Genomic DNA, 24431 nt, shown 5'->3' on the forward strand with positions numbered 1-24431 from the left:
CACTGCGAAGCCCAACGTATCTAGACTCTGGCGCTCATGTTGGGCTTCGACGATGGAGCCGTCTCAACCCAACCTACGTCGGCCGCTCTCGTAGGTTGGGCTGAGCACAGCGAAGCCCAACTCCCCCGGCACCCATGTTGGGCTTCGACGATGGAGCCGTCTCAACCCAACCCACATCGGCTGCTCCTGTAGGTTGGGTTGAGCGCAGCGAAGCCCAACGTTCCCGGCACCAGACCCCATGTTGGCCGCTCTCGTAGGTTGGGTTGAGCGCAGCGAAGCCCAACACCGCAAGCCACACCCCACTACCGCCGGCTCAGCACCCGGTTGATCCCGTCCATGGCATAGCCCCGATAGGCCAGGAAGCGCCCCTGCTTGGCGCGCTCCTTGGCGTCGGCCGGGGGCGTGCCGAATTTTCTGCGCCATACCTCTTCCAGCTGTGCCTGCCAGTCCACGTCCGCTTCGCGCAGGGCCCTCTCCACCTGCTCTCTTTTCAGGCCACGCTGGCCGAGTTCCTCGCGGATGCGCATGGGCCCGTAACCGGAGCGGGCACGGCTGGCGATATAGCTCTCCAGATAGCGACTTTCATCGAGCAGGCCATCCTCGGCCAGGCGATCCAGCACCGGACCGAGCAGTTCCTCCTCGGCCCCGCGCCGACGCAGCTTGCGCGACAGCTCTTCACGGCCATGCTCGCGACGCGCCAGCAGATCCATGGCGGCGAAACGGATGGCAGCGGTGGTATCCAGCGGATTGCCCAAGGGTGATCCTCCTCATACGAAAACCCCCGCACGGGGCGGGGGTCGTCTAGCGCACTGGCAGGCGATCAGAGATCGACGTCAGCACCTTCTTCAGCAGCCACTTCGGCCTTCTGATTGGTCGGCTGGCTCAGCAGCTTCTCGCGGATCGCCTTGTCCACGGCGCCCTTGATCTCGGGATTGTCTTCCAGGAACTTGGCAGCGTTGCCCTTGCCCTGGCCGATCTTGCTGCCCTGGTAGCTGTACCAGGCACCCGACTTCTCGATCAGACCCAGCTGCACGCCCAGATCGATGATCTCACCATTCAGGTAGATACCCTTGCCGTAGAGGATCTGGAACTCGGCCTGGCGGAACGGCGGCGCCACCTTGTTCTTGACCACCTTGACGCGGGTTTCGCTGCCGATCACCTCGTCGCCTTCCTTCACCGCGCCGATGCGACGGATATCCAGACGGACCGAGGAGTAGAACTTCAGGGCATTACCGCCGGTGGTGGTTTCGGGGTTGCCGAACATCACACCGATCTTCATGCGGATCTGGTTGATGAAGATGACCAGGCAGTTGGCGTTCTTGATGTTGCCGGTGATCTTGCGCAGCGCCTGGGACATCAGACGCGCCTGCAGACCCACGTGCATGTCACCCATCTCGCCTTCGATCTCGGCCTTGGGCACCAGGGCGGCCACGGAGTCGACGATGATGACGTCGACCGCATTGGAGCGCACCAGCATGTCGGTGATTTCCAGGGCCTGTTCACCGGTATCCGGCTGAGACACCAGCAGGTCGTCGACATTGACGCCCAGCTTGCCGGCGTAGTCCGGATCCAGCGCGTGCTCGGCGTCGACGAAGGCGCAGGTGGCGCCCTGCTTCTGGGCCTGGGCGATGACCGACAGGGTCAGGGTGGTCTTGCCCGAGGACTCGGGACCGTAGATTTCGACGATCCGGCCCTTGGGCAGGCCACCGATGCCAAGGGCGATGTCCAGGCCCAGGGAGCCGGTGGAAATCGCTGGAATGGCCTGGCGATCATGATCGCCCATGCGCATCACGGTGCCCTTGCCGAATTGCTTTTCGATCTGTCCCAAGGCCGCGGCCAGGGCACGCTTTTTGTTGTCGTCCATTAGATTCCTCTCGGAGAAAGAAGGGCCAGACGGCCGTGGATACCTGTATAAGTGAACAGTATTAAACCATATTCACCCCCTGGTTGCTACACCCGAGGGCCTTTTTCCTCGGCCAAAAAGGCCAATAAAACCTCCAGCGCGCGGACCTGGGCCTGCTGGCGAACGGCGGCGCGATCACCGGCAAAGACCTGCCGTTCAGTGCGCAATTTCTCGCCGTCGCGCCAGGCCAGCCAGACGGTGCCGACCGGCTTGCCCGGCACCCCGCCGCCCGGCCCGGCGATCCCGCTCACCGCCACCGCGAAGCGGGCCCCGGCGCGCCGTTGCGCACCCAGCGCCATGGCCGTAACCACCGCCTCGCTGACCGCCCCGACCTGTTCGAACAGGGCTTCGGGCACGTCCAGCTGCAGGGTCTTCTGGCGGTTGGAATAGGTGACGAAGCCAGCCTCGAACCAGGCCGAGCTGCCGGCGACGCGGGTGATCGCCTCGGCGATGCCGCCACCGGTGCAGGATTCGGCAGTGGTGACCTGGGCGCCGGCCGCCTGCAGGGCTTCACCCAGTTGCCGGGCGAGACTGTCGAGGGAGTCCATCGAGACCTTCCTGTGAAAAAGAGAACATAAAAGGTGACCGCGGCAAGCGACCGCCTGCGGCGACCACTGGTCGGCCTGCACCTTAGACCGGCTTGCCGGCCCGCGTGAGAAAAGATTTACTGAAACCGGTTTCAGGCACCTACAAAATCCTAACAGCGGTACGCCATGAACGATGTCTTTCTCCCAGGTCCGCGCGCCACCCGTGCGACCATCGCCGAAGTGGCCGCCGCCGCCGGCGTGTCCAAGGCCAGCGTGTCTCGCTACATCAGCGGCGATCGCCGCCTGCTGTCCGACTCCCTCGCCGCGCGCATCGAGCAGGCCGTGGTCGCCCTCGATTTCCAGCCCAACCAGATGGCCCGTGGCCTCAAGCGCGGTCGCAGTCGCCTGATCGGCATGCTGGTGGCCGATCTGCTCAATCCCTATTCCACGGCGGTGATGCATGGCGTGGAAACCGCCTGCCGCCAGCAGGGCTATTCGCTGCTGATCTGCAACACCGACCAGGATGCCCGCCAGGAGCGCCAGCAACTGGCCGCGTTGCAGTCCTACAGCATCGAAGGCCTGATCGTGAACACCTTCGGCCAGCACGCCGCCGACCTGCGCCACCTGGGCAGCCGCCTGCCGCTGGTGCTGCTGGATCGCGAATTGCCAGGCGTCGAGGCCGATCTGGTCGGCCTCGACAACCACCAGGCCATCGCCGATGGCGTGGCCCACCTGCAGCGCCAGGGGTATCGCGACCTGCTGCTGGTGAGCGAACCCCTGGACGGCACCAGCTCCCGCCGCCAACGTCTGACGGCCTTCGACGCGGCCCTGGCCGAACACCCCGGCTGTCGTGGCGGGCATTGCGCCCAGGCCGACGATGCCCTGGCCCTGCAGACGGCACTGGCCGCCTTCCTCGCCAGCCCCGGGCCCGGTCCCAAGGCGCTGCTCACCGCCAATGGCGTGGCGACCCTGGCGACGACCCTGGCGTTGCAGGCCCTGGACGAGCCCCTGTTCGAACGCCTCGGCCTGCTGGCCCTCGACGACCTCGACTGGTTTCCCCTGGTGGGCGGCGGCATCAGCGCCCTCGCCCAGCCAACCCATGCCCTGGGCATAGCCGCCTTCGAGCGGTTGCAACGGCGGATCGACGGGGATCGCAGCGCCCCGGTGCAGCAGACCTTCGGCGCGGAACTGCGCATCCGTCAGTCGACTCGCGCCCGAATCTAGAGGCACCTTTCGCCCTTTTGCTCGTCTTTTGTTGAAACCGGTTTCAGGAGAACAACAATGCCACCGGAGATCGCCATCACCACCTCGGCCTTTGGTGCCGACGGGGTCCGTACCCAGGGTCAGGCCGCCTGGCTCGACCTGATCGCCGCCGCGGGCGCCACCCATGTGGAAATCCGCGCCGAACTCTTCACCGATGCGCCCGATTTTGCCGCCCTGGGCGCCGCCATCCAGGCGGCTGGTCTGGGCTGTGTCTATTCGGTCCCCCTCGAACTCTGGCCCGAACCCGGCGCGGCCCTCTCGCCGCGCCTGCCCGCAGCCCTTGCCGAGGCCCGCCTGCTGGGCGCCGATACGCTCAAGGTGTCCCTCGGGCACTACCGCACAGCGGCCGACCTGACGACGCTTGCCAGCCTGCTGACAGGCGATGGCCCGCAGCTGCTGGTGGAAAACGACCAGACCGCCCAGGGCGGCCGGGTCGAGCCACTGCGCGCCTTCATCCAGGCGGCCCGGACAATCCAGTTGCCGGTGGCGCTAACCTTCGACGTCGGCAACTGGCGCTGGCAGGACGAAGACCCGCTGCAGGCGGCTCGCCTGCTCGGCCCCGACGTCCGCTACCTGCATTGCAAGGCGGTGCGCCGGCGCGCCGGTGGCCTGCACGCCGTGCCGCCGGAAGCCGCCGACCTGCTGGCCTGGCAGGGCCTGATGGCGCACTTCCCCAGCGGCCTGCGCCGCGCCATCGAATTTCCGCTGATGGGAGCGGATCTGCTGGCCGAGACCCGCCGCCAGGTGGCGGCGCTGCGCACCCTGGATGGCCAGGCCCAGGAGGAGCGCCGTCATGGCTGACATCGACATCCTCGCCTTTGGCGAAACCATGACCATGTTCGTCGCCGAGACCCCCGGCGAGCTGGCCACGGTCGGCCAGTTCGGCAAGCGCATCGCCGGCGCCGACAACAACGTGGCCATCGGCCTGAGTCGCCTGGGCTTCAAGGTCGCCTGGCTGTCGCGGGTGGGCGATGACTCCTTTGGCCGCTTCGTGCGTGCCAGTCTCGAGGCCGAAGGGCTGGACTGCCGCCGCCTCACGGTCGATCCCCGACACCCCACCGGCTTCCAGCTCAAGTCCCGCGCCACCGATGGCAGCGATCCGGTGGTCGAGTACTTCCGCCGCGGCTCGGCGGCCAGCCACCTCAACATCGAGGAAGACTTCGATCCCAGCCTGCTGCAGGCGCGTCACCTGCACGCCACCGGTATTCCACCCGCCCTGTCGCCCAGCGCCCGCGCCTTCAGCCGCCACCTGCTGCAGGCCATGCGCGACGCCGGCCGCAGCATCTCCTTCGATCCCAATCTGCGGCCGTCGCTGTGGGACAGCGAAGAGCAGATGCGCCGCGAACTCAATGACCTCGCCGCCCTGGCCGACTGGGTGCTGCCCGGCCTGGCCGAGGGCCGGCTGCTGACCGGTTACGACACCCCGGCGGACATCGCCGCCTTCTACCTCGACCGTGGCGCCAAGGCCGTGGCCATCAAGCTCGGCCCCGAGGGCGGCTACTGGCGCACGCCCGAGGCCGAGGGCGAGGTCCCCGGCGTAGCGGTGGCCGAGGTGGTCGACACCGTCGGCGCCGGCGATGGCTTCGCCACGGGCTTCGTCAGCGCCCTGCTCGACGGCCTCGACGTCGCCGCCGCCGTCGCCCGCGGCAACTGGATCGGTGCCCGCGCCGTACAGGTGGTCGGCGACATGGAAGGACTGCCCTACCGCCACGAACTCCCCTGATCGACTCCAACCCCCTGACAAGAACAATCAAGCAGGTGACCCCATGAACGCTTCCCCTCTCGCTCCACGCCGCTGGTGGTATCTGATGCCGGTGGTCTTCATCACCTACAGCCTGGCCTATCTCGATCGGGCCAACTACGGCTTCGCCGCGGCCTCGGGCATGGCCGACGACCTGGGCATCACCCCGGCGATGTCCTCGCTGCTCGGCGCGCTGTTCTTTCTCGGCTACTTCTTCTTCCAGGTGCCCGGCGCCATCTATGCCGAGAAGCGCAGCGTCAAGCGACTGATCTTCTGGAGCCTGATCGGCTGGGGCGGTCTGGCGACCCTGACCGGCATGGTGCCCAACGTCACCCTGCTGATCGCCATCCGCTTCCTGCTCGGCGTGGTGGAAGCCGCGGTGATGCCGGCGATGCTGGTCTATCTCTGCCACTGGTTCACCAAGCGCGAGCGCTCCCGGGCCAACACCTTTCTGATCCTTGGCAATCCGGTGACCATCCTCTGGATGTCGGTGGTCTCGGGTTATCTGATCCATGCCCTGGACTGGCGCTGGATGTTCATCATCGAAGGCCTGCCGGCGGTGATCTGGGCCTTCATCTGGTGGCGCCTGGCCGCCGAGCGGCCCAAGGATGCCAAGTGGCTCGCCGCTGACGAAAAGGCCCGCCTGGAAGAGGCCCTGAAGGCCGAACAGCAGGGCATGAAGCCGGTCAAGAACTATGCCGAAGCCTTCCGCTCGCCCAAGGTCATCCTGCTGTCGCTGCAGTATTTCTGCTGGAGCATCGGTGTCTATGGCTTCGTCATCTGGCTGCCCTCGATCCTGCGCAAGGGTGCCCAGCTGGACATCGTCCAGGCCGGCTGGCTGTCTTCGCTGCCCTACCTGGCGGCCGTACTGGCCATGCTCGGGGTGTCCTGGGCCTCGGACCGCATGCAGAATCGCAAGCTGTTCGTCTGGCCGCCGCTGCTGATCGCCGCCCTGGCCTTCCTCGGCTCCTTTGCCCTCGGCACCCAGCACTTCTGGTGGTCCTATGCCCTGCTAGTGGTCGCCGGTGCCTGCATGTACGCCCCCTACGGCCCCTTCTTCGCCATCGTTCCGGAAATCCTGCCTGGCAACGTCGCCGGCGGCGCCATGGCGCTGATCAACAGCATGGGTGCCCTGGGCTCCTTTGCCGGTTCCTACCTGGTGGGCTATCTCAACGGCGTGACCGGCGGTCCCGGGGCGTCCTTCGGCTTCATGGGCGGCGCCCTGCTGGTGGCCGTGGTCCTGACCCTGCTGCTGCGCCAGGAACCGGTCACCCGCGCCGCGGCGCTCAAGCCCGCCACCAGTCACTAGAGGAAGCGCTGTCCATGAAAAAGAAGGTGATCCACTACAAGGCCCTGTCGCCGGCACTGACCGCGCGCCTGGAAGAGGCCTTCGACCTGGAATACGTCGACGTCAAGGCGCCGGGCGGCGAGGCCCGGCTGCGCGAACGCCTGCCCGAGGCCCAGGGTCTGCTCGGTTCCAGTTTCAAGCTGACCCCCGAGTTGCTGGACCTGGCCCCCCGGCTGGAAGCCATCGCCAGTGTCTCGGTCGGCTTCGACAGCTATGACCTGCCCTATCTGCAGCAACGCGGCATCCTGCTCTGCAACACCCCGGATGTGCTCACCGAAAGCGTCGCCGATGCCGCCTTCGCCCTGCTGCTCGCCACCGCGCGGCGCATCGTCGAACTGGCGGACTGGGTGCGCGCAGGCCAGTGGCAGGCCAGTCTGGGCGAGGCGCATTTCGGTTGCGACGTCCATGGCAAGACCCTGGGCCTGGTGGGCATGGGCCGCATCGGCCAGGCCATCGCCCGCCGCGCCCACCTGGGTTTCGGCATGCAGGTCAACTACACGGCCCATGCCGCCAAGCCCGCGGTGGACGAACGCTTCGGCGCGCGCTTCCTGGCGCTGCCCGAGCTGCTGGCGGAGTGCGACTTCCTCTGCGTCACCGTGCCCCTGAGCGACGAGACCCATCACCTGCTGGGCGCCGCCGAGCTGGCCCGGTTGCCGGCCCGGGCCATCCTGATCAATGTCTCGCGCGGCCCGGTCATCGACGAAGCCGCCTTGATCACCGCCCTGCAGGAAGGCCGGCTGCGGGGCGCCGGGCTGGACGTCTTCGATCGGGAACCCGTGGCGCCGGACTCGCCCCTGCTGCAGCTGCCCAACGTGGTGCCTACGCCGCACCTGGGTTCGGCGACCCGGGAGACGCGCGAGGCCATGGCCCGCTGTGCGGTGGACAACCTGCTGGCCGCCTTGGGCAGTCAGCGACCGGCGAATCTGGTAAATCCAGAGGTCTGGACGCGGCGCGAGTGAGCCTTGGCCGTCATTTGTGGTCAGACAAGTATCATCCCCACGGAGAATGCCCCATGACCGCCTTCGACGATCCCCAAGCCTTCGTCAACCGCGTGCGCGAGCAGGCCGCCGATGCCGAACGCAGCGGCGACATCCCGCGCCTGCTGCAACTCGTCAATGAGCTGGCCACCGCCTTCGAGCGCCAGGCCCGCAGCACGGCAGCGGACAACGCCGGCGTGGTGCGCGCCGTCGAGGAATTCGAGCGACACGAGGGCACCTGATCCGGCCTGCCGGTCGTGCACCCTTTCGGTACCGTGAACGACCAGCGCCCCGAGGTCTAGCGCCAGTGCCCATTGCCACCCATACCCTGCTCGGCCGGCTGCTCAAGCTGGCCCCGCGGGACGCCCCGGCGCCATTGCGCTACCTGGGCGCCACCCTGCTGATCGCCGTCGCGGCCGGGATCCGGCTGAGCCTGGGCATCGACAGCCTACCCTATCTGCTGTTCATTCCCTTCATCATGGCTGGCGCCTTCTGGTTCGGCCTGGGTCCCGGCATCTTCGCCACCCTCTTGTCGGTGCTGCTGGCAGAGACCCTCTTCGTCAAGGCGCCCGCCTATTTCGCGCTGTTCTCCGAGCGCTGGGTGTCCCATGCGCTGTTCGTGCTGGTCAACGTGATCATGGCGATGGTCTGCGCGGCCCAGCGCCGCAGCCTGGAGTCCCTCTATCGCTTCGCCGGCAATCTTGGCGAAGAGGTGACCCTGCGTACCCGCCAGCGCGATCTGATCTGGCAGGCCAGCCCCGACCTGCTCTGCACGGCAAGCCTGGACGGCCAGTTGCTGGACCTCAATCCGGCCTGGACCAGCACCCTCGGCTGGAGCATCGAGCAGCTGCACCACGAGCCCTTCATGGCCTTTGTCCACGTCGAGGATCGCGCCCGCACCGAGGCGGCGCTGGAGCGCCTCACGCGCGGTGAGCCGGTGTTCGGCTTCGAGAATCGCTATCGGCATCGCACGGGCGGCTATCGCTGGCTGTCATGGAACGCGGTGCTGCAGGACGGCCTCATCTATGCCGCGGTGCGTGAAGTCACCGCCATCCGCGAGCAACAGGAAGCCCTGCGCCAGACCGAGGAACAGCTGCGCCAGAGCCAGAAGATGGAAGCCGTGGGCCAGCTGACCGGGGGCATCGCCCATGACTTCAACAATCTGCTGACCGGCGTGATCGGCAGCCTCGACATGCTCAGTCTGAGACTCGAACAGGGTCGCTTCACCGACCTCGAGCGCTATGCCACCGGCGCCAAGGGTGCCGCCGAACGCGCCGCGGCCCTGACCCACCGGTTGCTCGCCTTTTCCCGCCGCCAGGCGCTGGACCCCTCGGCCACCCAGACCAACGCCCTGGTGCTAGGCATGGAAGAACTCATCCGCCGTTCGGTCGGCCCCCAGGTCGAGATCCATATCGAATTGGCGGAGGCGCTGAACCTCACCCTGTGCGATCCCCACCAGCTGGAGAACGCCCTGCTCAACCTGTGCATCAACGCCCGGGATGCCATGCCCGAGGGCGGGATGCTGCGCATCGTCACCGCCAATCGCCGGCTCAACGAAGCCCAGGCTGCGGCCCTGGAATTGCCGCCTGGCGACTATGTGACCTTGGCGGTGCTCGATACCGGTTCCGGAATGCCGCCCGCGGTGCTGGCCCGGGCCTTCGATCCCTTCTTCACCACCAAGCCGGTGGGCATGGGTACCGGCCTTGGCCTGTCGATGATCTATGGCTTCGCCAAGCAGTCCGGCGGCGTCGCCCATATCGCCTCGGCATCCGGTCGAGGCACCACCGTGACCCTCTATCTGCCGCGCCTGATGGAGTCCCTCGCACCATCGCTTGAGGCGCCGCCGCCTCCAGCGCTGCGCTATCCCGACGGCATGACGGTCCTGGTGGTGGACGACGAACCCCTGGTGCGCATGCTGGTGGACGAAGCCCTGCGCGAACACCGCATCCAGACCCTGGAGGCGACCGATGCCGCCGCGGCGCTGCAGGTACTGGAATCGGGTACGCCGCTGGACCTGCTGATCGCCGATGTCGGCCTGCCGGGCGGGCTGAGTGGCTGCCAGCTCGCCGCCCTGGCCCGGGAGCGCCGCCCGGGTCTGATGACCCTGCTGATCACCGGCTATGCCGAGGCAAACCTGCCTGGCGAATCCCTGCCTGTCCCGGACGTCGAGGTACTGGCCAAGCCCTTCACCCTGGAAAGGCTGATGGCCCGCATCGATCTGTTGCTGGCCGCCCGCGAACAGAGGCCGCAGGCCTGATACCGCGGCCCCGGAGCCGAGCGGGGCCGACAAACGCCGCCAGTTGGTGGACAATACGCGGCTATCCACAGGCAACCGGATCGAAGCACCCGCATGAGCGATCTCTCCGCGCACACGCCCATGATGCAGCAGTACCTCAAGATCAAGCATCAGCATCCCGAACAGCTGCTGTTCTATCGCATGGGCGATTTCTACGAGCTGTTCTATGACGACGCCCGACGTGCCGCCAAGTTGCTCGACATCACCCTGACCGCCCGCGGCGCCTCGGCCGGCAAGTCCATCCCCATGGCCGGCATCCCCTTCCACTCCGCCGAAGGCTACCTGGCCAAGCTGGTCAAGCTCGGCGAATCCGTGGTGATCTGCGAGCAGATCGGCGATCCCGCCACCAGCAAGGGCCCGGTGGAGCGCCAGGTGGTGCGCATCATCACCCCCGGCACCGTCAGTGACGAGGCGCTGCTCGACGAGCGCCGCGACAACCTGCTGACCGCCGTGCTGGGCGACGAGCGCCTGTTCGGCCTGGCCGTGCTGGACATCGCCAGCGGCCGCTTCACCGTGCAGGAACTGGCCGGCTGGGAGACCCTGCTGGCCGAGCTGGATCGTCTCAATCCCGCCGAGCTGCTGATCCCCGACGACTGGCCCGCTGGCCTGCCCGCCGAGAAGCGCCGCGGCGTGCGGCGTCGCGCGCCCTGGGACTTCGACTGCGATTCCGCGCTCAAGAGTCTCTGCCAGCAATTCGGCACCGGTGACCTCAAGGGCTTCGGCTGCGACAAGCTGGGCCTGGCCCTCGGCGCCGCCGGCTGCCTGCTGGCCTACGCCAAGGAAACCCAGCGCACCGCCCTGCCGCACCTGCGCAGCCTCAGGCACGAGCGCCTGGACGACACCGTCATCCTCGACGGCGCCAGCCGCCGCAACCTGGAACTGGACGTCAACCTGGCCGGTGGTCGCGACAACACCCTGCAATCGGTGGTGGACCGCTGCCAGACCGCCATGGGCAGCCGCCTGCTGACCCGCTGGCTGAATCGCCCGCTGCGCAATCGCGCCATCATCGAGGCCCGCCAGGACGCCATCACCTGCCTGCTGGAAGGCTATCGCTTCGAGACGCTGCAGCCGCAGCTCAAGGACATCGGCGATCTAGAGCGCATCCTCGCCCGCATCGGCCTGCGCAACGCCCGCCCGCGCGACCTCGCCCGCCTGAGAGACGCCCTGGCCGCACTGCCGGCGCTGCAGGAAGGGCTGACGCAGATGATCGCCCCGCACCTGCTCGAGCTGGCCCGGAGCATCCAGACCTATCCGGAGCTGGCCGCCACCCTGGCCCGCGCCATCATCGACAACCCGCCCGCGGTGATCCGCGACGGCGGCGTCATCAAGCGCGGCTACGACGCCGAGTTGGACGAGCTGCAGACCCTGAGCGAAAACGCCGGCCAGTTCCTCATGGACCTGGAGGCGCGGGAAAAGGCCCGCACCGGCCTGCAAGGCCTCAAGGTCGGCTACAACCGCGTCCACGGCTATTTCATCGAGATCCCCAGCCGCCAGGCCGAGTCGGCCCCGGCCGACTACATCCGTCGCCAGACCCTCAAGGGCGCCGAGCGCTTCATCACCCCGGAGCTCAAGGCCTTCGAAGACAAGGCGCTGTCGGCCCAGAGTCGCGCCCTGGCGCGGGAAAAGGCACTTTACGAGGCGCTGCTGGAGGAACTGATCGGTCACCTGGCACCGCTGCAGGACAGCGCCGCCGCCCTGGCCGAGCTGGATGTCCTGGCCAACTTCGCCGAGCGCGCCCTCAACCTAGATCTGAACAAGCCGCGCTTCGTCGCGGAGCCCTGCCTGAAGATCGGTCAGGGGCGTCACCCGGTGGTGGAGCAGGTGCTGGAAACGCCCTTCGTCGCCAACGACGTCACCCTCGACAACGACACCCGCATGCTGGTGATCACCGGTCCGAACATGGGCGGCAAGTCCACCTACATGCGCCAGACCGCGCTGATCGTGCTGCTGGCCCATGTCGGCAGCTTCGTCCCGGCGGCGAGTTGCGAGCTGTCGCTGGTGGATCGCATCTTCACCCGCATCGGCTCCAGCGACGACCTGGCCGGCGGCCGCTCCACCTTCATGGTGGAGATGAGCGAGACCGCCAACATCCTGCATAACGCCAGCGAACACAGCCTGGTGCTGATGGACGAAGTGGGCCGCGGCACCAGCACCTTCGACGGCCTGTCCCTGGCCTGGGCCGCCGCCGAGCAACTGGCCCGCCTGCGCGCCTGGACGCTGTTCGCCACCCACTACTTCGAGCTGACCGTGCTGCCGGAAGGCCAGCCGAGCGTGGCCAACGTCCACCTCAACGCCACCGAGCACAACGACCGCATCGTCTTCCTGCACCATGTGCTGCCCGGCCCGGCCAGCCAGAGCTACGGCCTGGCCGTGGCGCAACTGGCCGGGGTGCCGGAGGACGTCATCCTGCGCGCGCGCGAACACCTCGCCCGTCTGGAAGCGGCCAGCTTCAAGGGTGAGGTGGGTGCACCCCTGCCGGTGAGCGCGCCAGCCCGGGATCGTCCGTTGCAGGCCGACCTGTTCGCCAGCGCCGTCCATCCTCTCATCGAGGAACTGGAACGCCTGCAGCCTGACGACATCACACCCAGACGGGCCCTGGAGCTTATCTACGAATGGAAAAAGCGTATCTGAGTTAACGGATACGAGGGTTCCGGCAATGCTGCTAGAATCCGCCGCCTTAGCCTGAGGAGAACGAGCAGATGACCTTCGTCGTCACTGACAACTGCATCAAATGCAAATATACCGACTGCGTGGAAGTCTGCCCGGTGGACTGCTTCTACGAAGGCCCCAACTTCCTGGTGATTCACCCGGACGAGTGCATCGACTGCGCCCTGTGCGAGCCCGAATGCCCGGCCCAGGCGATCTTCTCGGAAGACGAGGTACCGGCCGGCCAGGAAGCCTTCATCGAACTCAACAGTGAGCTGGCCAACATCTGGCCGAACATCACCGAGAAGAAGGACGCCCTGCCCGACGCGGCCGAATGGGATGGCAAGACCGGCAAGCTCGCCCAGCTCGAACGCTAGGCCTTGCCTGGAACATCCAGGCCATAAAAAAAGGGGGCGGATCGCTCCGCCCCCTTCGTCCTTGTCCCTGTAATCCTGTCACCGTCCTGGTGAACCTCGTCCTGAGGTGATCCCGATCCGCATCCTGCCGATCCGTGTCGTCCCAGACACAGCGCCGATAGTACGCTTCTCCCGGAGGCTGGCAATCTGCCACAGTCCGTCACGGCGAACGTCCCAAGCGCTCTCCTCGAAACAAAAAAGCGTTATGCAGCAAGCACTTGGCTATTAGTCGGGCTGCTCAAGCGGTGCTTTCCGGCAGCCTCAAGCGATGCAAGCTTACGCGGACTGTAAGCCATGGCTTACAACGACACGCAGAAAAAAGCCCGGATAAATCCGGGCTCCGTTTGGCTGACATTCAGCTGGGCGCGTTCAGAACAGCGAGTCGCTGGACAGGCCATTGCGCTCGAAGATCTCGCGCAACCGCTTGAGTGCCTCGACCTGGATCTGCCGGACCCGCTCGCGGGTGAGCCCTATCTCCTGCCCCACTTCTTCCAGGGTGCAGGCTTCATGGCCACGCAGGCCGAAGCGACGCACCACCACCTCGCGCTGCTTTTCCGGCAGCTCCAGCAGCCACTGGTCGATGCTCTGGTTGAGATCCGAATCCTGCAGCAATTCGCAGGGGTCGGTGGGTCGGTCGTCGGTCAGGGTGTCGAGCAGGGTCTTGTCGGAATCGGGACCGAGGACCATGTCCACCGAGCTGATCCGCTCGTTGAGGCCCATCACCCGCTTGACGTCCGCCACTGGCTTTTCCAGCAGGGCGGCGATTTCCTCGGGTGAAGGCTCGTGGTCGAGCTTCTGGGTCAGTTCGCGCGCGGCGCGCAGGTGCAAGTTGAGCTCCTTGACCACATGGATCGGCAGGCGAATGGTGCGGGTCTGATTCATGATCGCCCGCTCGATGGTCTGCCGGATCCACCAGGTGGCATAAGTGGAGAATCTGAAACCCCGCTCGGGATCGAATTTCTCCACGGCGCGAATCAGCCCGAGATTGCCCTCCTCGATCAGATCGAGCAGCGACAGCCCCCGGTTGATGTAGCGTCGGGCGATCTTCACCACCAGGCGCAGGTTGCTTTCGATCATGCGCTTGCGACCGGCGGGGTCGCCACGCTGGGCGAGACGGGCGAAATGCACTTCCTCCGCCGGTGACAGCAGCGGCGAGAAGCCGATTTCGTTGAGATAGAGCTGAGTGGCGTCGAGCGCCCGGCCATAGTCGGCCAGTTTTGCCCCCCGCAAGACCTGGTTACCGCGCCCGGAGAGCGCCTTGGTCATGGCTGAATCGGCGGATTCCTCACCGAAGGGATTGGAATCTAGAAGCAGGACATCATCGCCGAGGTCGTACTCGGTTTCTTGTTTGTTCTGGATCATCTTGAGTAACCCTTGCTCGTCTGCGCTTCGAGCCAGGGCGTATCGATACGTTGCCGATGCGCCATGACTCGCCCCCAAAAAGCTGCGGGATCGAGTCGGCGCCTAGCGAATCAGCGATTGGGCAAAAACTGCAAGGGATCCACCGGCTTGCCCTGACGGCGAATCTCGAAATGGAGCTTGACCCGATCAGTCCCGGTCGAACCCATCTCGGCAATCGTCTGCCCTATCTTGACACGCTCACCTTCCCGAACCAGCAACCTACGATTGTGACCGTAGGCACTGACGTAGGTTTCGCTGTGTTTGACGATAACCAGTTCACCATAACCGCGTAGACCATTTCCCGCATAGACCACGGTGCCGTCGGCGGCGGCCATCACCGGCTGACCTTCCTGCCCGGCGATGTCTATTCCCTTGTTTAGGCTGCTGCTGGCCGAGAAGCGGCTGATCAACGTACCTTTCGTCGGCCAAGCCCAACCGGATGCGGATTGGGGGACATCACGGGTCGGGGTCTGCGCGGGCGTCACCGGCGTCGGCGGCGGCGCGGCGGGCAGATTGGGGGTCACCACCGGGGTGGCGACGGTGGGACTGGAGGTGACGGGCGGCGGGATGGGCACCGGTGTCGCCACCGGAGTGCCGGGTGCCGGACCGGAAGCCACCGTGGTGCTCGATCCCGCAGCCGGACGCCGGATGATCCGACTGGACCCGCTGGCACTGGCGCTGGAGCCGTTGCCGAAGCGGATCACCTGACCGACATGGATGACATAGGGCGCACCGAGACCGTTCTGGGCCGCCAGGGCACGCCATTCCCAGCCGTTGCGGGACGCGATGGAGAACAGGGTGTCACCGCGCTTGACGCGGTACTGTCCGGAAGTGACCTGGGGCACGCTGCTGCGGCCATCGCCACGGTCGACCACCGGCGCTCGCGAACCGTTGCTCGAACAGCCCGCCAGCAGCAGGGCCACGAGCACCCCCGCCAGCCAGCCTGAACGCCCTCGTCCTGGAAATCCTTGCGCTCGGGCCTTCACCCGTTCCTCCCGCAGAGTCTGATCATCTACCGTCCGGCCATCCCGCCGGCCTCAAGCTGCCGCAGCCGCCAGGCAGCCTTGGAGCGCGGTACCGGGGTAACGTTCCCTGTCGCTCACTGGGCCAGGGGTCCATTGAGCAGGGGCACGAAACGGACGGCATTGAGTTCGTGGCGGACGAAGCCTTCGGCTTCGCGCACGATCAGCAGCAGCTTCTGCTCCTCGTCGACGCCTACCGGGATCACCAGGCGACCGCCGGGTGCCAGCTGGTCGAGCAGCGCCTGGGGCACTTCCCGCGCCGCGGCGGTGACGATGATGCCGTTGTAGGGCGCCAGCGCCGGCCAGCCTTCCCAGCCATCGCCCCAGCGAAACACCACGTTGCGCAGATTGAGTTCGAGCAGGCGCTCCTTGGCCCTGTCCTGCAGCGACTGGATGCGCTCAACGGAAAACACCCGCTCCACGGTCTGCGCCAGGATGGCGGTCTGGTAGCCGGAGCCGGTGCCGATCTCCATGACCTTGTCCAGCGGACCACCGGCCAGCAGCAGCTCGGTCATGCGCGCCACCATGAACGGCTGGGAGATGGTCTGGTTGTGTCCGATGGGCAGCGCCGTGTCCTCGTAGGCCCGATGGGCCAGGGCCTCGTCGACAAACAGGTGACGCGGCGTACGACGGATCACCTCCAGCACCTGGGCGTTGGACAGCCCCTCTTCGTAGAGGCGCTGGATGAGCCGCTCCCGGGTGCGCTGGGAGGTCATGCCGATGCCGTGTCTTTGCATATGCTCTTGCCCCTGAGTCATGCCAGCAGCTCCGTCAGTGCCTGCAGGCCGGCGAAGCCCTCGCGGAAGGTGCGATCGAACTGCAGCGGCGTCACCGAGACATAGCCTTCCAGCACGGCATGGAAGTCGGTGCCCGGCCCGCCATCCACCGCATCGCCGGACACCGAGATCCAGTAGCCGGCCTTGCCACGCGGATTGACCTCGCGCACCGGCGGCTTGGCCTGGGCGCGGTGACCCAGGCGGGTCAGCTGCAGACCCTTGATCTGCGCAAGCGGCAGATCCGGGATGTTGACGTTGAGGACGGTGCGCGGCGGCAGATCGAAGCGCTCGTGCAGGGCAACGATGCGGGCAGCGATCTCGGCCGCCACCGCCATGTTGTCGGCACTGCGCGACACCAGCGAGAAGGCCAGTGCCGGACGGTTGAGGAAGCGCCCTTCCATGGCCGCGGCCACGGTACCGGAATAGAGGACGTCGTCGCCGAGGTTGGCGCCCAGGTTGATGCCGGCCACCACCATGTCCGGCGTCTCTGCCAACAGGCCATTGAGGCCGAGGTGAACGCAATCGGTAGGCGTGCCGTTGACGCCCAGGAAGCCGTTGGGCAGGCGCTGCGGATGCAGGGGGCGGTCCAGCGTCAGGGCACTGCTCACGCCGCTCATGTCATAGAGCGGCGCGACTACCTGGCACTCGTAGTCCGCACGGGCGGAGAGCGCGGCATGCAGCGCGGCGATACCGGGGGCCAGCACCCCATCGTCGTTGGCGATCAGAAGTCGCATGGATGTTCCGTCTGCCCTGCCTCGCCAAGCGTTACCAGCTCGCGAACCACTGCGGTGGCGAAACAGCCGGCCGGCAGGACGAATTCGAGTTGCAGAATGTCAGGAGCGGGATAATGCCACGTCAGGCCGCCGATGGGGAGGCGCAGGATGCGCCGTTCATGCGAGAGGCCGGCACCGGCCAGCCAGGCGGGCAGCTCTCCGGCGGCCCTGGCCACTTCCTGTTCCAGGGCCGCAGCCGGTCCCTGCACCGGGGATTCACCGGCGCCCCACAGCGGGCCGGTGGGGTGCAGATCGAGCGCCGTCAGGCGCGGATCCGCCAGATCGGCGGCGGTCGCCGGAAAGTGGCTGCGACTGTCGGTGAAGGCCAGCAGATCGCCCTCCTGCGCCCGATTCCAGGAGCCGTCGGCGATACGCCCAGCCAATACCTGATTGAACATCCAGCTGCGCGCCGCGGACAGGGTGCGCGAGCGCCGATTGCGTTGCTCGGGCAGGCGCTGCTCGCGCGCGCACTGCTGAGCGTCCGCCAGGTTGCCGCCCTGATAGCCGAAGCGCTGCGGGCCGAAATAATTGGGTACGCCGCCGGCGGCGATGGCCTGCAGCCGCGCCTCCAGCGCTGCCGGATCGGCCTGGAGCCCGGTCAGGCGCAGGCGGAAGCCGTTGGCGGCATGGGCGCCGCGCTGCAGCTTGCGGCGGTGGCGTCCCTGCTGGAGGATCACCAGCGTCTCGTCGCAGGCGGCTGCCAGGTCCGGATCGGCCTTGCCGGGCAGGTGCAGGCTGAACCACTGGCGGGTCAGCGCCTGGCGATCCTTGAGGCCGGCATAGCTGATCGCCCGCTGCGGCACCCCGGCGGCGCGCGCCAGGCGGCGCACGGCTTCCTCGGTGTTGAGGCCGCGCTTCTCGACCCACAGCCAGAGGTGCTCGCCATCACCGCTGAGCGGGATGTCCAGCACCTCGTCCACCTGGAAGTCCTCGGCGCTGGCCTTGAGGATCGCCTGGCCGCAGGGCTCGCCATGGGCACGTGGCCCGAGCAGCTGGTCTTCGGTCATAGCGGCAGCAGCAGGGCCACGGCGTGCACGGCGATGCCCTCTTCGCGCCCGACGAAACCCAGGCGCTCGGTGGTGGTGGCCTTGACGTTGACCTGGCCCAGCTCGACCTGCAGGTCTTCGGCGATGGCCTGGCGCATGGCCTCGATGTGTGGCGCCATCTTGGGCGCCTGGGCGGCGATGGTGCCGTCGACGTTACCGACCTTCCAGCCCTGTTCACGGACCAGCCCGACCACAAGACGCAGGAGCACCCGGCTGTCGGCGCCCTTGAAGCGCGGATCGGTATCGGGGAAATGCTTGCCGATGTCGCCCAGGGCGGCCGCGCCCAGCAGGGCATCGGCCAGGGCGTGCAGCAGGACGTCGCCGTCGGAATGGGCGACCAGGCCATGGTGGTGGGGAATACGAATGCCACCGAGGGTGATGAAGTCACCCTCGCCGAAGGCGTGAACGTCGAAACCGTGACCTATGCGCATGAAGAGAGACGCCCTTGAGACTGACAGGGCGTCGATTCTACCGGCTGGCAACGGCTCCCGTCGCCCTCAGGGGGCCGTGAGCGCCGCCGCGTGATGCCGCAGGTGGTCGTCGATGAAGCTGGTGACGAAGAAGTAGCTGTGGTCATACCCCGGTTGCAGACGCAGTTCGAGCGGATGACCCGCGGCTTCCGCCGCCCGCTGCAGGGCCTGGGGCTTGAGCTGTTCGGCGAGGAAGCTGTCCTGCTCGCCCTGGTCGACCAGCAGCGGCAGGCGCTCCTCGGCCTTTGCCAGCAGCGCGCAGGCATCCCACTCCGCCCAGCCGCTGCGGTCGTCACCCAGGTAGTTGGAGAACGCCTTGTGGCCCCAGGGACAATCCAGCGGATTGACGATGGGCGAGAAGGCCGACACCGAACGATAGCGCCCCGGATGCCGCAGGGCGCAGATCAGGGCGCCATGGCCGCCCATGGAATGACCGCTGACGCCGCGGCGATCCGAGACCGGGAAGTTGGCCTCGATCAATGCCGGCAGCTCCTCCACCACATAGTCGTGCATGCGGTAGTGCCTGGCCCAGGGCTGCTGGGTGGCATTGATGTAGAAACCGGCGCCCAGGCCGAAATCCCAGGCCTTGTCGGGATCGTCCGGTACCCCTTCACCGCGCGGACTGGTGTCCGGCGCCACCAGCACCAGGCCCAGCTCGGCCGCCAGGCGCTGGGCGCCGGCCTTCTGCATGAAGTTCTCGTCGGTACAGGTCAGTCCCGACAGCCAGTAGAGCACCGGCAGGTCGCTCCGGGCTTCCGCCTGGGGCGGCAGGTAGACGGCGAAGGTCATGTCGCAGTCGAGACTGCGTGCGCGATGGCGATAGCGCTTGTGCCAGCCGCCAAAACTCTTGTTGCTGGAGAGCAGTTCGAGACTCATGGTCATCTCCCGTGCAGAGGGCGCCCACGGGCGCCCACCTGGCGATCAGTAATGGACGACGGTGCGGATGCTCTTGCCTTCGTGCATCAGCTCGAAGGCCTCGTTGATCTGCTCCAGGCCCATGGTGTGGGTGATGAAGGTATCCAGCGGGATCTCGCCGCTCTGCGCCTTGCGCACATAGCCGGGCAGCTCGCTGCGGCCCTTGACGCCGCCGAAGGCGCTGCCGCGCCAGACGCGCCCCGTCACCAACTGGAACGGGCGGGTGCTGATCTCCTGGCCGGCTCCGGCCACGCCGATGATCACCGACTCGCCCCAGCCCTTGTGGCAGCATTCCAGGGCCGCGCGCATCAGGTTGACGTTGCCGACGCACTCGAAGCTGTAGTCGACGCCGCCGTCGGTCAGCTCGACGATGACCTCCTGGATCGGTTTCTGGTGATCCTTGGGATTGACGAAGTCGGTGGCGCCCAGCTCGCGGGCGATGTCGAACTTCGAGGGATTGATGTCGATGGCGATGATGCGGCTGGCCTTGGCCATCTTGGCGCCGATGATGGCCGCCAGGCCGATGCCGCCCAGGCCGAAGACGGCGACGGTGGCGCCCTCTTCCACCTTGGCGGTGTTGAGTACCGCACCGATGCCGGTGGTCACGCCGCAGCCCAGCAGGCAGACCTTTTCCAGCGGCGCTTCCTCAGGAATCTTCGCCACCGAGACTTCGGGCAGCACCGTGTACTCGGAAAAGGTGGAGCAGCCCATGTAGTGGTAGATCGGCTCGCCGTTGTAGGAGAAACGGGTGGTGCCATCGGGCATCAGGCCCTTGCCCTGGGTGGCGCGCACCGAGCTGCACAGGTTGGTCTTGCCGGATTTGCAGAATTTGCACTGGCCGCATTCGGCGGTGTACAGCGGGATGACGTGATCGCCCACGGCGACCGAGGTCACGCCCTCGCCCACCGCCTCGACGATGCCACCGCCCTCGTGACCGAGGATGCAGGGAAAGACGCCTTCGGAATCCTGGCCCGACAGGGTGTAGGCATCGGTGTGGCAGACGCCGGTGGCGACGATGCGGATGAGCACCTCACCGGCCTTGGGCGGCTCGACGTCCACTTCGACGATCTTCAGGGGCTCGTTGGGCGCGAAGGCTACGGCGGCGCGGGACTTGATCATGGTCGACTCCAGAGGGGCGAAAAAACGAGAGACTAGTTTAGACGCCAGAATTCCTGGAACAATCGGGCATACTGGAATTCATTTTTGCCACAGGGAAACAATCATGGGCTGGGAGGGCATCGATGAATTCGTCTCGGTGGCGAGTACCCTGCACTTCGGCCAGGCCGCCGATCGGCTGGGCACTTCGACCTCCCATGTCAGTCGCCAGGTCGCTCGCCTGGAGGAGCGTCTACAGGCGCGCCTGCTCTATCGCAGCACCCGCAGCGTCGCCCTCACCGAAGCCGGCCACACCTTTCTGCAGCACTGCCGCCGGCTGCAGGAGGCGCGCGACGAAGCCCTGCGCGAGGTCAGCGATCTCTCCAGCCAGCCCAAGGGGCTGATCCGCATGACCTGCGCGGTGACCTATGGCGAGCGTTTCGTCGTACCGCTGGTCAACGACTTCCTCGCCCGCCATCCCGAGGTGAGTCTGGAGCTGGACCTGACCAACCGCACCGTCGACCTGCTGCACGAAGGCTACGACCTGGCCATCCGTCTGGGCCGCCTGGCCGATTCCCGCCTGGTGGCGACCCGCCTGGCGCCGCGCGAGCTCTATCTGTGCGCCGCGCCCAGCTACCTTGAGCGCTTCGGCGCGCCCCACACCCTGTCCGAGTTGAGTCGCCATCGTTGCCTGGTGGGCACCAGCGACATCTGGAGCTTTCGCGAAAACGATCGCGAGGTATTGCACCGCGTTCAGGGGTCCTGGCGCTGCAACAGCGGCCAGGCGGTGCTCGACGCCGCCCTGCGCGGCTTCGGCCTGTGCCAGCTGCCGGACTACTACGTCCTGCCGCATCTGGCCCGCGGCGAGCTGCGCGCCCTGCTGGACAACCGTCAGCCACCCAACAGCGCGGTCTGGGCGCTCTATCCGCAGCGGCGCTTTCTCTCGCCGAAGATTCGCCTGCTGGTGGAGCACCTCAAGCAGGGCCTGAGCACCCCGCGCCCCGGCGCTCGCCACCCATCCGGAAGCTGAGCGCAGCGGAGGAACCGGGTCTTTCGGGCGGCCTTCGAAAGGGGTGTCGGTCGCCCTGACTCCGCCCTGCCGGTGGTGTCACGGCGACTCCTGCAGCCGGAGGTCCCATGAACGACACCCTCGATCATCACGCACTCACCACCTGGATGAAGGAGGCGACGCCGCCCTGCCTGTCTCTCTACATGCCCACCGAGCGCGCCTTTCCGCAGCGTGAGCAGAATGTCATCCGCTTCAAGAATCTGCTGCGGCAGCTGGAAGCGGAACTCGTCGAGCGCTTTCCCGAAGCCGATCACGCCGCGCTACTGGCGCCGCTGCAGGCCCTGGTGGACAACGCCGATTTCTGGCACTACCCGCGCGGCGGCCTGGCCATCCTGCGCGACCGCGATCAGCTCAGGGTGCTCAAGGTACTGGACCCCCTGGAAGAGACCGCGCGGGTCAATCACCACTTTCAGTTGCAGCCGCTGCTGCGCCTGGCTCAGGCGCGGGATCGCTATCAGGTGCTGTGCCTGACCCGTAACCAGGCGCACCTGTTCGAAGGCAGCCGAGACAACCTGGTGGAGGTGGAACTGGGCGAAGGGGTGCCCCGCACCCTGGAAGACGCCCTCGGCACCGAGCTGACCGAAGGCAACCAGCGCGGCCTGCCCCAGGGCTTCAGCCGGGCCGGCGAGCGTGGCGACTCCATGCAGCACAACGCCGGCGGCATCAGCAAGCATGACGAGCAGGACGCCGATCGCGAGCGCTACTTCCTGGCCCTGGACCGCGCCCTGACCCGGGTGCACAGCAACACCGCCCGCCTGCCCCTGGTGCTGGCCGCCCTGCCGGAGCATCAGGCCGCCTTTCGCCGCCTGAGTCAGAATCCCCAGTTGCTGCCGGAAGGCATCACCGGCGATCCCGGCCCAATGGACAACGACATGCTGCGCGCCAAGGCGTGGGCGGTGATGGCACCTCGCCTGGAGCAGCGCCTCGATGACCTGCTGGACACCTACGCCCAGCGCTATGGCCAGGGACTGGCCTCGGATCGCCTGGAAGACATCGGCGGCGCGCTGCTGGATGCCCGGGTCGACACCCTGCTGGTGGAAGCCGATCGGCATATTCCCGGCTATCTGGATTTGGAGCGGCGCCTGCTGGTCCCCGCCAAGCCGGAAGGCGCCAATGCCGATGACCTGCTGGACGAGTTCAGCTTTCAGGCCCTGCAGCAGGGTGGCGAGGTGCTGGTCCTGCCACGCGAGCGGATGCCTGGCGGCACCGGCGTGGCGGCCATCTATCGCTACTAGCCGCTGCGCTGGACCGGATTGGTGCTTGAACTAGACTTCAGCGCCAATCCGCCCCTGCCAAGGATGTCACCATGTCTGCCCTAGCCGCCTTTCGCGAGCGCTATCTGCTACGCTTCTGGGCGCCCCTGCCCACGCTAATCGCCCTCGGCGTCGCTTCGGCCTACTACTTTGCCCTGACCGGAACCTTCTGGGCCGTGACCGGCGAATTCACCCGCTGGGGCGGCCATGTGCTGGCCTGGTTCGGCGTCCCGGTACGGGACTGGAGCTATTTTCGGCTGATCGGCCTGCAGGGCACGCCCCTAGATCGCATCGACGGCGTCATGATAATCGGCATGCTCCTGGGCGCCCTGGCCTGCGCCCTCTGGGCCGGCAACGTCGGCCTGCGCTGGCCAACCAGTCGCCGCCGGCTGCTCCAGGGCCTAGTCGGCGGCATCATCGCCGGCTTTGGTGCCCGCCTGGCCATGGGTTGCAACCTGGCGGCCTTCTTTACCGGCATTCCCATGTTCTCGCTGCATGCCTGGGCCTTCATGCTGGCCACGGTGGCCGGCGCCTGGCTTGGCGTGAAGCTGACCCTGCTGCCCTGGCTGCGCATTCCGCTGAAGGTCACCGCCCGCGCCGCCACCCTGCCCGATGCCGGGCAACTGGCCCGGCGCGCACGTCGCCAGGGGCGGCTGGGCCTGGCCGTGCTGGTGGTGGCGCTGCTCTTCGCCGCCTGGCGTTTCGAGGTCTCCCTGGTCCTGGGTCTGGCCACCCTCTTCGGCCTGGTCTTTGGCGGCCTGATCGAGCGGGCGCAGATCTGCTTCACCAGCGCCGCCCGCGACCTCTGGACCACTGGCCGTACCCAGGCGGCGACCGGCATCCTGCTGGGCATGGCGGTGGCCTGCCTTGGCACCTTCGGCGCCATCCAGCTCGGCATGGCGCCCAAGATCTTCTGGATGGGCCCCAACGCCGTGATCGGCGGCCTACTGTTTGGCGTCGGCATCGTCCTCGCCGGTGGCTGCGAGACCGGCTGGATGTACCGCGCGGTGGAAGGCCAGCTGCATTTCTGGGTGGTGGGCCTGGGCAACGTCATCGGCGGGACCCTGGTGGCGGTCTACTGGGACCGTCTGGGCAGCGCACTCGCCCTGCCCTATCCCAGGATCAATCTGCTGCAGCAGGCAGGCCCCGGCAGCGGCCTGCTGCTGACCTTTGCCGGTCTGGCCCTCTGCCTGCTGCTGGTGCAACTCAACGCCCGCCGTTTCACTCGTCCCCGGAAGCCTGTCCATGACGCTCGCCAAGACGCCGACGCTGTCGCTTGATCTACGGGGCGAACACTGCCCCTACAACGCCATCGCCACCCTGGAGACCTTGCAGACCCTGCAGCCCGGCGATCTCCTGGAGGTGATCACCGATTGCGCCCAGTCGATCCACGGCATTCCGGAAGATACCCGGCGCCAGGGCTACGATTGCCAGGCGGTGGAACAGCATGGCGCACTGTTCCGCTTTCTCATCGAGGTGCCGCTGCGGGCCTGA

Annotated in this window: 24 protein-coding genes; 13 read left to right on the forward strand and 11 right to left on the reverse strand. The window is 66.9% G+C overall.

The annotated features are described in order from the left end of the window. Positions 1-302 precede the first annotated feature (302 nt). The 3 genes from recX to FHR73_RS10645 all read right to left on the reverse strand — a co-directional run bounded on the left by recX (position 303) and on the right by FHR73_RS10645 (position 2451). Entirely contained in the window at positions 303-755 is a 453-nt protein-coding gene (gene recX, locus FHR73_RS10635) for a recombination regulator RecX (protein ID WP_183631010.1), read from the reverse strand. A gap of 65 nt (positions 756-820) precedes the next feature. Continuing rightward, a complete protein-coding gene (recA, locus tag FHR73_RS10640) occupies positions 821-1864 on the reverse strand; it encodes a recombinase RecA (RefSeq protein ID WP_183631012.1) in 1044 nt (347 codons plus the stop codon). Between the two features lie 86 nt (positions 1865-1950). Continuing rightward, positions 1951-2451, reverse strand: coding sequence for a CinA family protein (locus FHR73_RS10645; protein WP_183631014.1), 501 nt, complete (start codon positions 2449-2451; stop codon positions 1951-1953). 165 nt (positions 2452-2616) lie between these two features. Here FHR73_RS10645 and FHR73_RS10650 point away from each other — a divergent pair, with 165 nt between their 5' ends. From FHR73_RS10650 to fdxA, 9 genes are all read left to right on the forward strand, one after another. Next, positions 2617-3654 carry a substrate-binding domain-containing protein gene (locus FHR73_RS10650; protein ID WP_183631015.1) on the forward strand — a complete coding sequence of 346 codons (1038 nt, stop codon included), beginning with the start codon at positions 2617-2619 and terminating at the stop codon, positions 3652-3654. A gap of 57 nt (positions 3655-3711) precedes the next feature. Continuing rightward, positions 3712-4494: a sugar phosphate isomerase/epimerase gene (locus FHR73_RS10655; RefSeq protein ID WP_183631016.1), complete on the forward strand. Its 783-nt coding sequence runs from the start codon at positions 3712-3714 to the stop codon at positions 4492-4494. Beyond that, positions 4487-5416 (forward strand): sugar kinase, encoded by a 930-nt coding sequence (locus FHR73_RS10660; protein WP_183631017.1) that lies wholly within the window; start codon positions 4487-4489, stop codon positions 5414-5416. The genes FHR73_RS10655 and FHR73_RS10660 overlap by 8 nt, the downstream gene beginning before the upstream one ends. Before the next feature lie 43 nt (positions 5417-5459). Beyond that, positions 5460-6743 carry an MFS transporter gene (locus tag FHR73_RS10665; RefSeq protein ID WP_183631018.1) on the forward strand — a complete coding sequence of 428 codons (1284 nt, stop codon included), beginning with the start codon at positions 5460-5462 and terminating at the stop codon, positions 6741-6743. Between the two features lie 14 nt (positions 6744-6757). Beyond that, entirely contained in the window at positions 6758-7741 is a 984-nt protein-coding gene (locus FHR73_RS10670) for an NAD(P)-dependent oxidoreductase (RefSeq protein ID WP_183631019.1), read from the forward strand. Positions 7742-7794: 53 nt separating this feature from the next. Then, entirely contained in the window at positions 7795-8001 is a 207-nt protein-coding gene (locus FHR73_RS10675; protein ID WP_158895980.1) for a hypothetical protein, read from the forward strand. Between the two features lie 65 nt (positions 8002-8066). Next, on the forward strand, positions 8067-10016 hold the full coding sequence (locus FHR73_RS10680; RefSeq protein WP_183631021.1) for an ATP-binding protein: 1950 nt from the start codon (positions 8067-8069) through the stop codon (positions 10014-10016). Positions 10017-10109: 93 nt separating this feature from the next. After that, positions 10110-12686, forward strand: a complete 2577-nt coding sequence (mutS, locus tag FHR73_RS10685) for a DNA mismatch repair protein MutS (protein WP_183631023.1) — start codon at positions 10110-10112, stop codon at positions 12684-12686. Positions 12687-12754: 68 nt separating this feature from the next. Continuing rightward, on the forward strand, positions 12755-13078 hold the full coding sequence (fdxA, locus tag FHR73_RS10690) for a ferredoxin FdxA (RefSeq protein WP_058762009.1): 324 nt from the start codon (positions 12755-12757) through the stop codon (positions 13076-13078). A gap of 408 nt (positions 13079-13486) precedes the next feature. Here the strand turns inward: fdxA and rpoS are convergent, their stop codons facing one another. The 8 genes from rpoS to FHR73_RS10730 all read right to left on the reverse strand — a co-directional run bounded on the left by rpoS (position 13487) and on the right by FHR73_RS10730 (position 20639). Further along, the gene (rpoS, locus tag FHR73_RS10695; protein ID WP_133859798.1) at positions 13487-14479 is read right to left on the reverse strand and encodes an RNA polymerase sigma factor RpoS; all 993 of its coding nucleotides are present in this window, start codon (positions 14477-14479) and stop codon (positions 13487-13489) included. A 110-nt stretch (positions 14480-14589) separates the two neighbouring features. Further along, the gene (locus FHR73_RS10700; RefSeq protein WP_409258673.1) at positions 14590-15441 is read right to left on the reverse strand and encodes a peptidoglycan DD-metalloendopeptidase family protein; all 852 of its coding nucleotides are present in this window, start codon (positions 15439-15441) and stop codon (positions 14590-14592) included. A gap of 176 nt (positions 15442-15617) precedes the next feature. Beyond that, positions 15618-16256 carry a protein-L-isoaspartate(D-aspartate) O-methyltransferase gene (locus FHR73_RS10705; protein ID WP_007159462.1) on the reverse strand — a complete coding sequence of 213 codons (639 nt, stop codon included), beginning with the start codon at positions 16254-16256 and terminating at the stop codon, positions 15618-15620. A 38-nt stretch (positions 16257-16294) separates the two neighbouring features. Beyond that, complete coding sequence (gene surE / locus FHR73_RS10710) at positions 16295-17050, reverse strand: 5'/3'-nucleotidase SurE (protein WP_183631027.1); 756 nt, start codon at positions 17048-17050, stop codon at positions 16295-16297. Beyond that, positions 17038-18096, reverse strand: a complete 1059-nt coding sequence (gene truD, locus FHR73_RS10715; RefSeq protein WP_183631029.1) for a tRNA pseudouridine(13) synthase TruD — start codon at positions 18094-18096, stop codon at positions 17038-17040. The genes surE and truD overlap by 13 nt, the downstream gene beginning before the upstream one ends. Then, a complete protein-coding gene (ispF, locus tag FHR73_RS10720) occupies positions 18093-18566 on the reverse strand; it encodes a 2-C-methyl-D-erythritol 2,4-cyclodiphosphate synthase (protein ID WP_183631031.1) in 474 nt (157 codons plus the stop codon). Before ispF ends, truD begins: the two co-directional genes overlap by 4 nt. A gap of 66 nt (positions 18567-18632) precedes the next feature. Then, positions 18633-19487, reverse strand: coding sequence for an S-formylglutathione hydrolase (gene fghA / locus FHR73_RS10725; RefSeq protein WP_183631032.1), 855 nt, complete (start codon positions 19485-19487; stop codon positions 18633-18635). A 39-nt stretch (positions 19488-19526) separates the two neighbouring features. Further along, entirely contained in the window at positions 19527-20639 is a 1113-nt protein-coding gene (locus tag FHR73_RS10730; RefSeq protein WP_183631033.1) for an S-(hydroxymethyl)glutathione dehydrogenase/class III alcohol dehydrogenase, read from the reverse strand. 103 nt (positions 20640-20742) lie between these two features. Here FHR73_RS10730 and FHR73_RS10735 point away from each other — a divergent pair, with 103 nt between their 5' ends. The 4 genes from FHR73_RS10735 to yedF all read left to right on the forward strand — a co-directional run bounded on the left by FHR73_RS10735 (position 20743) and on the right by yedF (position 24431). Then, the gene (locus tag FHR73_RS10735; RefSeq protein WP_221191489.1) at positions 20743-21645 is read left to right on the forward strand and encodes a LysR substrate-binding domain-containing protein; all 903 of its coding nucleotides are present in this window, start codon (positions 20743-20745) and stop codon (positions 21643-21645) included. A 107-nt stretch (positions 21646-21752) separates the two neighbouring features. Further along, entirely contained in the window at positions 21753-22919 is a 1167-nt protein-coding gene (locus FHR73_RS10740) for a hypothetical protein (protein WP_183631034.1), read from the forward strand. A gap of 71 nt (positions 22920-22990) precedes the next feature. Beyond that, on the forward strand, positions 22991-24217 hold the full coding sequence (gene yedE / locus FHR73_RS10745; protein WP_183631035.1) for a selenium metabolism membrane protein YedE/FdhT: 1227 nt from the start codon (positions 22991-22993) through the stop codon (positions 24215-24217). After that, positions 24183-24431: a sulfurtransferase-like selenium metabolism protein YedF gene (gene yedF / locus FHR73_RS10750; RefSeq protein ID WP_007159471.1), complete on the forward strand. Its 249-nt coding sequence runs from the start codon at positions 24183-24185 to the stop codon at positions 24429-24431. Before yedE ends, yedF begins: the two co-directional genes overlap by 35 nt.

The organism is Pseudomonas sp. AS2.8, assembly GCF_014190935.1.
Taxonomy (GTDB): Bacteria; Pseudomonadota; Gammaproteobacteria; order Pseudomonadales; family Pseudomonadaceae; genus Chryseomonas.